Origin of the sequence: Mesorhizobium sp. WSM4310, assembly GCF_007003935.1 — a bacterium.
Classification (GTDB): domain Bacteria; phylum Pseudomonadota; class Alphaproteobacteria; order Rhizobiales; family Rhizobiaceae; genus Mesorhizobium.
The window spans coordinates 64,586-77,036 of record NZ_VFTA01000014.1; the positions used below are offsets into that span (position 1 = coordinate 64,586).

Annotated in this window: 14 protein-coding genes and 1 pseudogene; 2 read left to right on the top strand and 13 right to left on the bottom strand. The window is 63.9% G+C overall.

Annotated elements, in window-relative coordinates; translation table 11 throughout:
• Positions 1 to 87: 87 nt before the first annotated feature.
• The 4 genes from FJV80_RS16870 to ybgC form a co-directional block, all read right to left on the bottom strand.
• A complete protein-coding gene (locus tag FJV80_RS16870; RefSeq protein WP_019861736.1) occupies positions 88 to 1,245 on the bottom strand; it encodes a TonB family protein in 1,158 nt (385 codons plus the stop codon).
• A gap of 7 nt (positions 1,246 to 1,252) precedes the next feature.
• Positions 1,253 to 1,705, bottom strand: a complete 453-nt coding sequence (gene tolR / locus FJV80_RS16875; protein WP_027023582.1) for a protein TolR — start codon at positions 1,703 to 1,705, stop codon at positions 1,253 to 1,255.
• Between the two features lie 10 nt (positions 1,706 to 1,715).
• On the bottom strand, positions 1,716 to 2,426 hold the full coding sequence (gene tolQ, locus FJV80_RS16880; RefSeq protein ID WP_019861737.1) for a protein TolQ: 711 nt from the start codon (positions 2,424 to 2,426) through the stop codon (positions 1,716 to 1,718).
• Between the two features lie 425 nt (positions 2,427 to 2,851).
• Positions 2,852 to 3,322: a tol-pal system-associated acyl-CoA thioesterase gene (gene ybgC, locus FJV80_RS16885; RefSeq protein WP_095772055.1), complete on the bottom strand. Its 471-nt coding sequence runs from the start codon at positions 3,320 to 3,322 to the stop codon at positions 2,852 to 2,854.
• Between the two features lie 134 nt (positions 3,323 to 3,456).
• On the opposite strand from ybgC, the gene FJV80_RS16890 reads away from it, so the two are divergent.
• A complete protein-coding gene (locus FJV80_RS16890) occupies positions 3,457 to 4,707 on the top strand; it encodes a cellulase family glycosylhydrolase (protein ID WP_142876987.1) in 1,251 nt (416 codons plus the stop codon).
• Positions 4,708 to 4,722: 15 nt separating this feature from the next.
• On the opposite strand, the gene FJV80_RS16895 is transcribed toward FJV80_RS16890, so the two are convergent.
• The 6 genes from FJV80_RS16895 to FJV80_RS16920 form a co-directional block, all read right to left on the bottom strand.
• The gene (locus FJV80_RS16895; protein WP_095772053.1) at positions 4,723 to 5,619 is read right to left on the bottom strand and encodes a metallophosphoesterase; all 897 of its coding nucleotides are present in this window, start codon (positions 5,617 to 5,619) and stop codon (positions 4,723 to 4,725) included.
• Positions 5,620 to 5,777: 158 nt separating this feature from the next.
• On the bottom strand, positions 5,778 to 6,815 hold the full coding sequence (gene ruvB / locus FJV80_RS16900) for a Holliday junction branch migration DNA helicase RuvB (protein WP_010912034.1): 1,038 nt from the start codon (positions 6,813 to 6,815) through the stop codon (positions 5,778 to 5,780).
• A gap of 43 nt (positions 6,816 to 6,858) precedes the next feature.
• Entirely contained in the window at positions 6,859 to 7,479 is a 621-nt protein-coding gene (gene ruvA / locus FJV80_RS16905) for a Holliday junction branch migration protein RuvA (protein ID WP_095772052.1), read from the bottom strand.
• Positions 7,480 to 7,492: 13 nt separating this feature from the next.
• Positions 7,493 to 8,005 carry a crossover junction endodeoxyribonuclease RuvC gene (ruvC, locus tag FJV80_RS16910; protein WP_095772051.1) on the bottom strand — a complete coding sequence of 171 codons (513 nt, stop codon included), beginning with the start codon at positions 8,003 to 8,005 and terminating at the stop codon, positions 7,493 to 7,495.
• A gap of 93 nt (positions 8,006 to 8,098) precedes the next feature.
• Positions 8,099 to 8,632 carry a DUF1465 family protein gene (locus tag FJV80_RS16915; protein WP_095772050.1) on the bottom strand — a complete coding sequence of 178 codons (534 nt, stop codon included), beginning with the start codon at positions 8,630 to 8,632 and terminating at the stop codon, positions 8,099 to 8,101.
• A 369-nt stretch (positions 8,633 to 9,001) separates the two neighbouring features.
• Entirely contained in the window at positions 9,002 to 9,382 is a 381-nt protein-coding gene (locus tag FJV80_RS16920) for a hypothetical protein (protein ID WP_095772049.1), read from the bottom strand.
• 322 nt (positions 9,383 to 9,704) lie between these two features.
• Between FJV80_RS16920 and FJV80_RS16925 the strand changes: the two genes are divergently transcribed.
• Entirely contained in the window at positions 9,705 to 10,256 is a 552-nt protein-coding gene (locus tag FJV80_RS16925; protein ID WP_142876988.1) for a DUF2269 family protein, read from the top strand.
• Between the two features lie 42 nt (positions 10,257 to 10,298).
• Here the strand turns inward: FJV80_RS16925 and FJV80_RS16930 are convergent, their stop codons facing one another.
• The 3 genes and pseudogenes from FJV80_RS16930 to FJV80_RS16940 all read right to left on the bottom strand — a co-directional run bounded on the left by FJV80_RS16930 (position 10,299) and on the right by FJV80_RS16940 (position 12,448).
• Positions 10,299 to 11,069, bottom strand: coding sequence for a sulfite exporter TauE/SafE family protein (locus tag FJV80_RS16930; protein ID WP_095789900.1), 771 nt, complete (start codon positions 11,067 to 11,069; stop codon positions 10,299 to 10,301).
• A gap of 114 nt (positions 11,070 to 11,183) precedes the next feature.
• Positions 11,184 to 11,907 (bottom strand): annotated as a pseudogene (locus FJV80_RS16935) (class I SAM-dependent methyltransferase).
• 82 nt (positions 11,908 to 11,989) lie between these two features.
• The gene (locus FJV80_RS16940) at positions 11,990 to 12,448 is read right to left on the bottom strand and encodes an Lrp/AsnC family transcriptional regulator (RefSeq protein WP_095772045.1); all 459 of its coding nucleotides are present in this window, start codon (positions 12,446 to 12,448) and stop codon (positions 11,990 to 11,992) included.
• Positions 12,449 to 12,451: the final 3 nt, after the last annotated feature.

The window sequence follows — 12,451 nt, forward strand, 5'->3', positions numbered from 1 at the left end:
GCGCCACGGCTGCAATCGTCAGGAGCGGCTTGAGGAAGGATCTCATATCTTCTCGCTTCTCTTCTTTTGATTGGTTGGGCGCCAGGCCTAGAGGCCGAGCATCTCCCTTGGATCGAAAGTGACCCGGATGTCGTTCCAGATGTCCTGCTTGCCGGCAGGAACCTGCAGGCCGGCCACGTCGCATTTCTGAACCGCACGAACCGCGCTTTCATCGAACTGCCGGTTGCCGCTCGACTTTTCAACGGACGGACGGCCATCGAGCTTGCCGGAGTTGTCCAGGTTGAAGCGCACGACCACGACGAAATTCTCCGAGCCCTCGAGGCCGACAGGCAATGTCCAGCAACCACCCAACTGGCTTTCCAGGGCGCCCTGTTCCGACTTCGACAGCTTCTGGCCCTGGTCCTTGTCACCGCCGAGCGAGGCCTGCTGCGTCGAGCGCTTGGCACCGCCGCCGGACGGCTTCTGCTTGTCGAGGAGCGCGGAGATCTCGTTGGCGTTGAACTGCTTGTCGTCGGATTTCGGCTTCGACGACGCTTCCTTGACCGGCTTGTCGGCATCCTTGCGTTCAGGCGCCTTGGCGCTTTCAGCCTGTGCCGGCTGTGGCTTCGGCCGCGCTTCCGGCGCGGGCGCCGAGCTCGGCAATTGCGTCTCTTCGGTCGGCGGATCCTTGGCTATGGCCTCGGCGACGGCATCCGGCTTGACCTCGGGTGTCGGATCGATGGCAGCGGTCTTGTCCTGCGGCGGCGGGGTCGGCGCCGGCTTGGCCGGCGTCGGCTTCGGCTCGGTCTGCTTGACCGGCTCGGGCTTGACCTCTTCCTTGGGCGTCGGCGCGGGCGCCACTTCCGTCGCCGGAATGGGCTTCGGCTTTTCCTGCGGCTTCGGTACGTCCTCGGTCTTCGGCGTCTCTTTGGGGGTCGGCGCGGGGGGCGGGGCCGAGGTCATGTCGACGGGCTTCGGCTTGGCCTCCGGCGTTATCGGCTTGTCGGTGTCGACGCTGTTCTCGCCGACCTTCTGCGAAGCCGGCACGATATCCGGGCGCTGCGTCGGCAGCGGCGCCGGCTTTTCATGCATCACGGCCTTCTTGTCGCCCTGCAGCGTCTGCGCGATGGCTTCCATCGGCACGATATCGACCGCGACCGACTCGACATCGGCGGACGGAAGCGCGGCCGGCGCCGACAGCGTGAACAGGCCGAAGGCCAGCACCGCCGTGTGCAAGATCACCGATGTGGTGAGGCCGGTCTTCATCGCGCGTCTATTGATCCTGTTCCTGCAGCGAAACCAGGCCGATATTCTTGTAGCCGGCGGCCGAAATGCGGGCCATCACCTTCATCGCCGTGCCGTAGTCGGTGGACTTGTCACCACGGATGAAGATGCGCTCCTCGTAGCCGGTCTTCGAGATCGCCTGCAGCTTGGCCACCAGCTCTTCGATCGGGATCTCGGTTTCCTGGAGATAGATCTGGCCGGTGGCGTTGATCGAAACGGTGATCGGCTGCGTGTCGGCATTCATCGCCTTGGCCTGCGTGTCGGGCAGGTCGATCGGCACGCCGACCGTCAGCATCGGTGCGGCGACCATGAAGATGATCAAAAGCACCAGCATCACGTCGACCATCGGCGTGACGTTGATCTCCGACATCAGCCCATGGTGACGGCCGCGCCGCCTGTGGCCGCGCCCGCCGCGTCCAGCCATGCCTACGGACATACCCATCAGCTACTCCTCAGGCCTTCGGCGCGACTTTTTCATCGATTTGGCGCGAGAGTATGGCGGAGAACTCGTCGGAGAACCCTTCCATGCGCACCGCGAGCTTGCTCGCATCCGATGACAGCTTGTTGTAGGCGATGACCGCCGGGATGGCGGCGAGCAGGCCGATGGCCGTCGCCAGCAACGCCTCGGCGATGCCGGGTGCGACAACCGCAAGGCTGGTGTTCTTGGAGCCGGCAATGGCCTGGAACGAGGTCATGATGCCGATGACCGTGCCGAACAGACCGATGAACGGGGCCGCCGAGCCCGTGGTGGCGAGGAAGCCGAGGCGGCCCTCCAGCTTCTCCATCTCGCGGGTCAGCGCCAGGTCCATTGCCTTGTCGATGCGGGTCTGCAGCCCGAGCGGCGTCTTGGCGCCTTTCTCGAAGCTCTTCTTCCACTCGCGCATGGCGGCGACGAAAATGGCGCCCATGCCTGAGGTTTTGCGGTCGGCGAGTGTGCGGTAGAGTTCCTCCAGCGACTGCCCGGACCAGAAGACCTGCTCGAAGCGGTTCAGCGCCAGCCGCATCCGGCCATAGGCAACAAGCTTGTCGATGATGATCGCCCAGGTCCAGACCGAGGCGCAGAGCAGCCCGATCATGACTAGCTTGACCACCCAGCTGGCCTGCATGAACAGCGCCCAAATCGACAATTGCGCGCCCGGTTCGGCGAGTGCGATATTTTCCATCGTTACGTCCTTAAGATTTTCCGGGCGAAGCTGGCGGCTGGCCCCTGGCATCCCTTGTGGTCGGTTCGCACGAAGCTACCGGACGCCCCAAACCGTGCCGTTAGCGGCCTTTTCAGGGCAAATATTGGTGAAAGGAAGGCGCTGGACAGCGCCAATCTTCACCAATCTCTTCATGAACCGTTATGGTTAAGGATGGGTTAGTGAATAAGGCGCGGCGCATTGCCGCGCCTGCCAGTCCCCGAACCGGGCCTGCGTCAACTCATACGACGCTCAAAGGTGGGTTGAGATTCAGGCTAGGCCGAGTCGAAAATGGTGGGCTCCGAGAACCGGAGCGGAGCGTACTTCTGGGAGCGCCGTTCTGCTGCGACGCAGTAAAACGGGGAAGCGCAGGAAGCCGCCGTTTGCCGGCCGGCATCACCTGAATATCAGCCCACCTTGGGCATGAACGCCGCGACCCACTCCTTGGGAAAACGCCTCGGCCGGCCATTCTCGCCGATGATCGCCGCCTCGACCTTGGCTTCGACCAGCACCTCGTCGCCGCGCTTGAGCTGCTGCGCCATGAAGATGCGCGCGCCGGAAATGGTGTCGGTGCGGGTGTCGACGGTCAGGATGTCGTCGATGCGGGCGGGGCTGCGGAAGTCGATCTCCATGCGGCGCACCACCCAGACGATCTTCTCGCCATGCTTGCCGTCGGCGAGTTCCGTGTGATGCACCCCGGTGAGCCTGAGATAGTCGGAGCGGCCGCGCTCGAGAAATTCGAGATAGCGCGCGTGGTAGACGACACCGGAGAAATCGGTGTCGGCATAATAGACCCGCGCCATCAGCCGGTGGCCGAACGCCGTCAGCGCGCCGGAAAGCCCGGCCAGCAGCGTCGCCGATTCACCATGATCGTCCATTGCGCTTCCTTTTTCAGTCGCGGCGAGGCACCTGTTCCGCGCGTGACCTAGAGCATGATCCCGAAAAGTGGGAACCGGTTTTCTCGGCCAAACGGGTTTCCGTTTGGCCAGAGATCATGCTCCAGAAACATCGGATGGCACTGTTGAGGGCGATGATCAAGAGCTTGATGGCGGCGCTGCTGTTGCTGATGGCCTTGGCGCTGCCTGGTCAGGCGGCTACTTTTGCGATGAAGCGCGGCCTCAATCTCGACCAGTGGGTCACCTGGCCCGGCGAGGATCAGTGGGGCGACGCCAAGACCATACTGCCCTATCCGGAATGGCGCAAATTCCTCAAGGCCGACGATCTCAGAGCGCTCAAGGAAGCGGGTTTCGATTTCCTGCGCATGCCGGTCGACCCGTCGCCTTTCCTGTCCGACCAGACAACGGCGTTGCGTGGAGACCTCTATGGCAGCGTGCTGGACTCCGTGCGCATGATCAACCGCGCCGGCCTGAAGGTGATCGTCGACATGCACCTGGTTCCGGCCGGCGGCAGCCGGAAGATCGGCATGGCGCAGGTGATGGATGATCCCCAGACCTTCGACCGCTATGTCGACATGGTGCGCAAGGTGGCCCGCACCCTGGCCGGCGAAGATCCGAGCCAGGTCGCCTTCGAATTGATGAACGAACCGATCGTCGACTGCGACAGCGACGGCACCAGCCTGTGGCCGGACCGCCAGCGCAAATTGTTCGCCGCGGCACGATCCTCGGCGACGAAATTGACCTTGGTGCTGACCGGCGGCTGCTATTCCGCCGCTTCGTCCCTGGAGAAGATCGATCCCAAGGCGATCCCCGACGACAATGTCATCTGGACATTCCATTCCTATGATCCATTCCTGCTCACCCACCAGGGCGCGACCTGGGCCGGCGACTTTATCCCTTATGTGACCGGCCTGCCCTATCCGCTCGACGCCGTGCCGAAGGCGCAGCTCGACGTCACGCTCGACACCATCCGCGCCCGGATCAAGGCCGAAGCGCCGTGGACACGGCAGAGCGGGCTGCTTGCCTATCTCGACGAACAGATCGCCAGCATGGATGGCCCCGGCAAGCTGCTCGGCCTGATGGACGCGCCGTTCAAAAGGGTCGAGGCATGGGCGAAGGCCAACGGCATCAAGCCCGAAAACATCACGCTTGGTGAGTTCGGCATGATCCGCCAGGAATACGGCAATGCCTATGTAATGCCGGCGCAGTACCGCGCCGCTTACGTCAAGGACATGATCGCCCGCGCCGAGGCGCATGGTTTCTCATGGTCGGTGTGGAGCTATGGCGGCGCTTTCGGCATCGTCGATGCCTTCAATGGCGACAAGGCCGAGCCGGATGTGATGGACGTGATCCGCTCGCTTCACTGAGCAATGTTGTTCAAATCAGCCAAGGTCGATCTGCAGGACCTCCGGGCGCACGCCGAAACGCACCGGCATGATGCTGAAGCCGAGCCCGCCGGAGACGATCAGATTGCGGTCGTTCTCGACGACATGGCCATAGGCGTAGCGGTTGCCGAAACGCGACGGCACGACGGGCGAATAGCCAAACAGCCGCACCTGCCCGCCATGAGTGTGGCCCGACAGGGTCAGCGAAACCCGCGACGGGACGGTCGGAAAAATATCCGGCTCATGGGCGAGCAGGATAATCGGCGCGGAGTCGCCGACCTTGGCCAACGTGCCGTCGAGATCGTCGAGCCCCTTGCAGTCGTCGCCCCTCCTGGCCGGCAGCAGCGCCAGCTGGTCGGCAAGGCCGGCGATCCAAACGCCATGACCATCCTTTTCCAGGCGCACGACATCGTTCTCCAGCACCGGGATGCCGGCCTTTTCCAGGGCCTTGCGTGCGATGATTGGACCCGCGCCGGCGCGCTGCGCAAAGCCGTCGCTCCACCAATCATGGTTGCCAAGGATCGACAGAACGCCGAGCGGCGCCTTGAGGCCCGACAGGGCGGAGGCCCACTGCGACGGCGTCACCGGTCCCGTCACCAGGGGCATGCCGGCAATGTAGTCGCCCAGCAGCACGATGAGGTCCGGTTGCAGCGCATTGGCGTCTTCGACGAGCGAAGCAATACGTTCCGGCGTCATCCACGGCCGGCAGGCATGAATATCGGCGAGCGCGACAACCCGCAGCTTCAGGCCATCAGGCCAGTGCGGCGGCGCCAGAGCGTAGCGCTTCACATGGGTCAATAGCATCGGCTCGATGCCGACCGCATAGGCGCCGAGCGCGGCAGCCGTCAGGAACGACCCGCCGATGAAACGCAGGAACCCGCGTCTGGTTATCATGGATTGGCTCCCAGCCCTTCGATCGCGCGATTCCCCGCACGCGTCCGATAAAATCCACGATTACGCCGGCAAATCAGCAAAGACGCGCAGATTTTGCGCAGGATGGGTCACATATCCTTGATCGCTGGTCTGGGAACCCGCGCCTGAACGCTTGGCGGCTATTCTTCCTGGAACAGGTTGATCTGCTGCTGCGCCAAATCCTTCGGCGCATCGAGGCCGAGATGGCGCCAGGCATTGGCCGTCAGCATGCGCCCGCGCGGCGTGCGCTGGATGAAGCCCTGCTGGATCAGATAGGGCTCGATGATGTCCTCGATGGCGTCGCGCGGCTCGGACAGGCCGGCGGCGATCGTCTCGATACCGACCGGCCCGCCGCCGAAATTGCGGGCGATCATCGAGAGATAGCGGCGGTCAAGCGCATCGAGGCCGAGCGCGTCGACCTCCAGCCGGGTCAATGCCTCGTCGGCGATCAGGCGATCGACATGGCCGTCGCCGGCGACCGAGGCGAAGTCGCGCACGCGGCGCAACAGCCGCCCCGCGATGCGCGGTGTGCCGCGCGCGCGCCGCGCGATCTCCAGCGCGCCGTCGTCGCCGAGCGGCATTTGCAGGATGCGCGCGCCGCGCCGGACGATCTGCTCCAGTTCCTCGACCGTATAGAAGTTCAGCCGCACCGGAATGCCGAACCGGTCGCGCAGCGGATTGGTGAGCAGGCCAAGCCGCGTGGTGGCGGCGACGAGGGTGAAGCGGGCGAGGTCGATCTTGACCGAGCGCGCCGCCGGCCCCTCGCCGATGATCAGGTCGAGCTGGAAATCCTCCATCGCCGGATAGAGGATTTCCTCCACCGCAGGGTTGAGCCGGTGGATCTCGTCGATGAACAGCACGTCGCCTTCTTCGAGATTGGTGAGCAGTGCGGCGAGATCACCGGCCTTGGCGATGACCGGCCCGGACGTCGAGCGGAAATTGACGCCGAGTTCGCGCGCCATGATCTGCGCCAGCGTCGTCTTGCCCAGCCCCGGCGGCCCGACGAACAGCACATGGTCGAGCGCCTCGTTGCGGCCCTTGGCGGCCTCGATGAAGACCTTGAGGTTGGCCCGCACCGCCGCCTGGCCGACAAAATCGGCGAGTGTTTGCGGCCGCAAGGTCTGATCGGCATCCTCGCCGCGTTTTTCCGGAGCTATGAGACGGGGCGACAGGCTCATGCTGTCTTCCTTGCATATGGCAAGAGGAGGGGCAAGCGAGCCCTCACCGCGCCAGTTCCTTCAGCCCGAAGCGGATAAGCTTCGAGGCATCCGCGTCCTCGCCCGCCGTCTTCAGCGCCGCGGCCACCGCATTGGCGGCGGTGTCGCGCGAATAACCGAGATTGACCAGCGCCGAGACCGCGTCGGTGATCGGGGCCGGGGCGACACCTTCACCGAGCTCCTGTTTCAGGCCGATGGTGCCCGAGGCCGCGCCCGCATAGGCCGGCGCCTTGTTCTTCAATTCGGTGACGATGCGCTCGGCCACCTTCTTGCCGACACCAGGCGCGCGGGAAACCATGGCGATGTCGCGCAGCGCGATCGCATTGGCCAGATCGGCGGGCGCCAGCGTCGACAGGATGGCGAGCGCCACCTTGGCGCCGACGCCCTGCACATTGCTCATCAACAGCCGGAACCATTCGCGCTCCAGCGCCGACTGGAAGCCGTAAAGCCGGATCATGTCCTCGCGCACATAGGTCTCGATGAACAGCACCACCGCCTCGCCGGGCGAAGGCAGCGCTGCCAGTGTGCGCGCCGAACAGTAGGCGACATAGCCGACGCCATGAATGTCGACGAGGCAATGATCCTCGTCGATCTCGTCCAGCGTGCCCTTGAGCTTGCCGATCATACCCAACAATTCCTCACGATGCCAATGCCGCCATCCGATAGGCAGCGCTCTGCCGGTGGTGCGCGTGGCAAATCGCGATGGCCAGCGCGTCGGCGGCATGTTCGGTGTCGAAGGTCGCCTTGGGCAGCAGCACTTTCACCATCATGTGGATCTGCTTCTTGTCGCCATGGCCGACGCCGATGACCGCCTTCTTCACCGCATTGGGCGCGTATTCGGCGACGACAAGGCCGGCACGCGCCGGCACCAGCATAGCGATGCCGCGCGCCTGGCCGAGCTTCAACGTTGCCACAGCATCCTTGTTGACGAAGGTCTGTTCGACGGCCGCCTCATGCGGCATTGCCGCATGCAGGACTTCGGCGAGCCCGTCATGCAATTGGCAGAGCCGCGTCGCCAGCGCCGCCTTGTCCTCGGAGCGCACCGTGCCGGACGCGACGAAGCGCAAGGAATTGCCGAGGCTCTCTACGATGCCCCAGCCGGTGCGCCTGAGCCCCGGATCGATGCCGATGATGCGAATCGCGTCCCCCATCCGGTCACTTTACCTCCGGGGGACAGCGATGCCAGCGAAATGTGAACAAACCGGAAACGGAGGCATATCCGGCGGGAAATAGTCCGAAGCCGCTCAGTTGCGGGCGAACGCCGTGTTGAGCAGGCTGATCTGGTCGGAAACCGGATTGGGCCGGCGGCCCATCGGCTGCATGTCGACCACGGCGCCGGCGCCGTAGATCTCGTCGTCCATGCGGCGCACCAATGCCTGCAGGCGAAGCGAGCGGTTGACCAGGTCGAGGAACTCCTCGGGCAATTCGGCCCAGCCGGCGGCTTCATCATGCGCGGAAGCGGTATCGAGGCGCACCTTGGACTTTTCCGAAGCGACCTGGTCGCGGGTCATCTCGCCGGAATTGGCCGCGCGCTGCAAAAGCAGCCATGAGGCCACCTGCATCAGCCTGGTCGTCAGCCGCATCGATTCGGCCGCGTAGAGCGTGGCCGCCAGCCGCGACAGCTTCTTGGCCTCGGCGCGGCCCTTGCCGTCGAGATACTCGGCCGCCTGTTCGACCAGCCCCATGCCTTCCTGGTAGAGCGGTTTGAAGGAGTGCGAAAAAACCCGACGCTCCGCCAGTTTGACGGTGTTCGCACTGCCCTTCGAAGGCTCGTTCATTGATACGCCCCTGCACTTGCAACCGGCCGATTCGGTTCTCTGCCGATACACCCGGCACCCTATCTGACTGAAGCTTGAAAATGCGCTTTGCACGGGGTGAAGGCAAGCACATGTTTAACAGAAGGTTAACGGCGAGCCGTTGCGTCAGGGTCCCTGGAATGCGGACAAAAAAAGAGCCGCGGATAAGGCGGCTCTCAGGAGTTTAACAGGGAGGCGTCAAACAAAGTGGCTCCAACCACTCGGTAAGAATCCAGATCACTGGATGCGCATAGTAAACGCCTGTAAAGCTTAATGAACCTTTAACGGCCCCGATGTTTTTTGACCGAATGCCCCCTTTCTGTGCCGTAACAGCACAGCCCCGAAGCTCATTCAGGCCTTCTTCCAGACGGCCGGCAAGGCGATGAAGGCAAACAGCAGCATGGCCGCGTAGAACCCCATCGAGGACGCCGCCACCATCGGTTCGATCGCGGCATTGCCGGCAAGCAGGAAGTAGAGCCCGATCAGCAGGCCGATGCCGCTGATCGCCGTCAGCCAGAAATGGACGACGGCGAGCGTCTTTTGCCCGACCGCCGGAAACAGATGGTAGAAAAAGGCGAAGACCGCCGACATCAGCCATCCAGCCACCATCGTGTGGGCGTGAGTCGGCATCTGGCCATGGTCCTGGCTGATCGCCATGGACAGGCCGAGCGCCATGCCGCACAGCGCATAGATGATGGCCAGCGTGAAGAAATTCCGTGCTACCCCTTGCATATGTCCCCTCGATTGCCTCTTCCCGTCTGCGGGAATGGGTTGATTGTCAGGCGATTCCTGTCGCCACCGGCTCCCGGCGTCGGCGCACTAGCATTGGCAATGTTTCCGGACGATGTCGCGCCAAACCCCTCCCGACACTTCGTATATTAGCAGAAACGAATCTGGGCATCTGCGGTCGTTGCAGCTTATGCCCGCGAAAAAGGTAGCCGAAACAGAGCCGGGTTTTCCGCGACATCGTTCCGAAACACGCGCCGCGCTAAACGCCCGCTCCTCTGACGGCTGGCGCAAATCCGCTCCACCGCAAACCTACCCGGAGCAAGCCATGGACTGGTACTCGATCGTCAAATTCCTCCACGTCACCTCGGCCATATTGTGGGTCGGAGGCGGCTTCGCATTGTTCCTCCTCGGCGTGCTTGCCGAGCGCGACGGCAACATCGAGGACAAGCTTCAGGCGATACGGGCCAGCGGGCAGTTGGGCGGGCGTTTCTTCGCGCCGATGTCGATGCTGACCCTGATCTTCGGCCTCATCATGTGTGGCTTCTGGGTCGGCTTCTCCGACCTGTGGATCATCATCGGCCTGGCCGGCTACGCCACGACCTTCTCGATCGGCATGCTAATCTTCAAGCCGACCGGCGAGCGCATGGGCGCGATGATCGCCAACGAGGGCATCACGCCGGCTGTTCTGGCCATCGGCCAGCGCATGATGAGCGCGGCACGTTTCGACTATGCGGTGATGCTGGTGATCGTCGCCGACATGGTGCTCAAGCCGACCATGCATGATATCGGCATCCTCGCCGGCATGGCGCTGGTCATGGCAGCGGGCGCTATACTGGCCTTTGGCGGCAGCCGTCGCCTCGTGCCGAGCGCCGCCTGATCTCCCTGACGGTGAGAGCGGCCGACGAGCCGCCTCGCCTGTCTACATCAGGCCGGCAAGGCCGTCCCACAAAAGCTTCAGCGCCACGACCGCCACGGTCGCGTAGGTGAAGGGATAAAAAATCTCCGGCCGCATGCGCCGCACCAGCCAGGCGCCGGCGATCGTCGAAAGCGGCGCCAGCGGCATCAGCACGGCCGACGCCGTCAGGTTGGCGGTGTCGAACTGGCCGAGCGCGAAATAGGGGATGAGCTTCAGCGCATTGGTCGCGGCAAAGAAGATCGCAGCGGTGCCCGACAGGACCTTGGGGTCGAGCCGGATCGGCAGCGCATAGACCTGGAAGGGCGGGCCGCCGACATGGGCGACGAAGCTGGTGAAGCCGGCGACCGTTCCCCAGATCGCCGCAGCCACGCGGTTGGGTTCGGCGGCGTGGTCGGCACCATGGCGGAACTGCAGATAAAGCCAGCGCAGCACGAAGATGATGGCAACGGCGCCGACGATGAGCCGCACCGCTTCCTCGGTGACCAAAGCCGCCGTCAGCCAGCCAAGGCCGATGCCGATGACGGCGCCCGGCATCATGTCGACCAGCATTTTGCGGTCGTAGACGCCCCACCATGTCCACACCGACACGATGTCCATCAGGCACAGGATCGGCAGCAGGATGGCGGCTGCTTGCACCGGCGGCATGGTCAGCGCCATCAGCGGCACGCCGACGAAACCGACGGCGCCGCCGAAGCCGCCCTTGGACAGGCCGACCAGAATGACCGCCGGAATGGCGGCCGCGTAGAACCACGGATCGAGAAGCAGGCCTGACATGGGGAGGAGCTGGTCTGGAGGGAAGGCGTCAACGCCTGAATAGCCCAGAATTGCGCTTGGGGCGACTGTAAATCCCGACAGGTTGCCGAACACCCGCCAATGTCCGGCTCGTGCCTATCGCCGGGCCGAGACCAGGAGGAACATCGGCCGATCGAGCTCTTCCGCCAGTTCCGGCCTGGCCGTGATCTGCGCGACTGTCGGACAGAACTCCTCGACGTGCTCGATCGCGAAACCGGACACGATCAGCGCGTTCAGCGTCGTGCCGATGGTGCGATGATGTTTCACCACGCCCTTGGCCAGCCAGTCGGTCTTGCATGGACCCTCCACCAGATAGCGGTCGACAGGCCATGTCCTGCGGCCTTCGGCATCGACCGCCCAGCCGGGCCTGGTCGGAGCCATGTAGATCGGATGCTCCGTCGAGAAGACGAAATGCCCGCCGGGCGACAGCGCCTTGTGCACCGTCCTGAACAGCCGCGCGACATCCTCGACATAATGCAGCGCAAGTGAGCTGTAGGCGAGATCGAAGCCGGCTCGCGGCAGGCTGGTCGAGGTCGGCCCTCTCATAAATGATGCCGGTGTCCGGGCCGCCGGCCCTCGCCCGGGCCAGCATCTTCTCCGACAGGTCCAGCCCCAGGACATGGCTCGCCCCATGCTCATGCGCCCAGCGGCAGAACCAGCCGAAACCGCAGCCGAGGTCGACGACCCGCAAGCCGCCGAGGTCCGGCAGCATGGCGCGCAGCGCCGGCCATTCGGCGGCGCCGCCAAGGCCTTCGATCGACCGGCCAAGCTGGCTGTAGCCAGCGAAGAAATCCGGTTGGTCGTAGATATTCTGTGCCATGTCTTCCTCGTCTCTCGGCAAATCATCTGGCGGGCTGACATTTAGTGGACTGATCGCGCCTGTCCACCACTGCCATACGGAGTCAAGACGAAGACGAAGATGGAACCCCGAGCGGTGGCGGCCGCCGCCGGATCGGCTGCGCCTTGATGATGGCGGTGCTGGTCTCGGCCTTGTCGGCAATGCGATCGAGAATGCCGTCGAGGTCGCCGATCGAGCGCACGAACAGCCGCGCGACGAAACAGTCGTCACCGGTCACCTTGTCGCATTCGCCGAACTCGGCGATCTCCTCGATCAGTTTCTGGACGATGTGCAGCTTGCCCGGCAAAGGCCGGATGCGCACGATCGCCTGCAGCGTATAGCCGAGCGCCAGCGGATCGATCTCGACTGTGAACGCCCGGATGACGCCGCGCTCCTCGAGCCGTCGCAGCCGCTCCGAAACGCTCGGCGACGACAGCCCGACCTTGGCAGCCAGTTCCTTCAGTGAAGTCCGCGCATCCCGTACTAGGATTTCGAGGAGATTTCGGTCGAGATCGTCAAGCATTTC

Excerpts from the sequence above, each read along its gene's own strand:
- ruvB (WP_010912034.1), bottom strand. The coding sequence starts at position 6,815 with ATGAGCCTGTCGCCCCGTCTCATAGCTCCGGAAAAACGCGGCGAGGAT.
- FJV80_RS16915 (WP_095772050.1), bottom strand. The coding sequence starts at position 8,632 with ATGAACGAGCCTTCGAAGGGCAGTGCGAACACCGTCAAACTGGCGGAG.
- ruvA (WP_095772052.1), bottom strand. The coding sequence starts at position 7,479 with ATGATCGGCAAGCTCAAGGGCACGCTGGACGAGATCGACGAGGATCAT.
- FJV80_RS16890 (WP_142876987.1), top strand. The coding sequence starts at position 3,457 with ATGGCACTGTTGAGGGCGATGATCAAGAGCTTGATGGCGGCGCTGCTG.
- ybgC (WP_095772055.1), bottom strand. The coding sequence starts at position 3,322 with ATGGACGATCATGGTGAATCGGCGACGCTGCTGGCCGGGCTTTCCGGC.
- FJV80_RS16870 (WP_019861736.1), bottom strand. The coding sequence starts at position 1,245 with ATGAAGACCGGCCTCACCACATCGGTGATCTTGCACACGGCGGTGCTG.
- tolR (WP_027023582.1), bottom strand. The coding sequence starts at position 1,705 with ATGGGTATGTCCGTAGGCATGGCTGGACGCGGCGGGCGCGGCCACAGG.
- FJV80_RS16895 (WP_095772053.1), bottom strand. The coding sequence starts at position 5,619 with ATGATAACCAGACGCGGGTTCCTGCGTTTCATCGGCGGGTCGTTCCTG.
- FJV80_RS16930 (WP_095789900.1), bottom strand. The coding sequence starts at position 11,069 with ATGTCAGGCCTGCTTCTCGATCCGTGGTTCTACGCGGCCGCCATTCCG.
- FJV80_RS16925 (WP_142876988.1), top strand. The coding sequence starts at position 9,705 with ATGGACTGGTACTCGATCGTCAAATTCCTCCACGTCACCTCGGCCATA.
- FJV80_RS16920 (WP_095772049.1), bottom strand. The coding sequence starts at position 9,382 with ATGCAAGGGGTAGCACGGAATTTCTTCACGCTGGCCATCATCTATGCG.
- ruvC (WP_095772051.1), bottom strand. The coding sequence starts at position 8,005 with ATGGGGGACGCGATTCGCATCATCGGCATCGATCCGGGGCTCAGGCGC.
- tolQ (WP_019861737.1), bottom strand. The coding sequence starts at position 2,426 with ATGGAAAATATCGCACTCGCCGAACCGGGCGCGCAATTGTCGATTTGG.
- FJV80_RS16940 (WP_095772045.1), bottom strand. The coding sequence starts at position 12,448 with ATGCTTGACGATCTCGACCGAAATCTCCTCGAAATCCTAGTACGGGAT.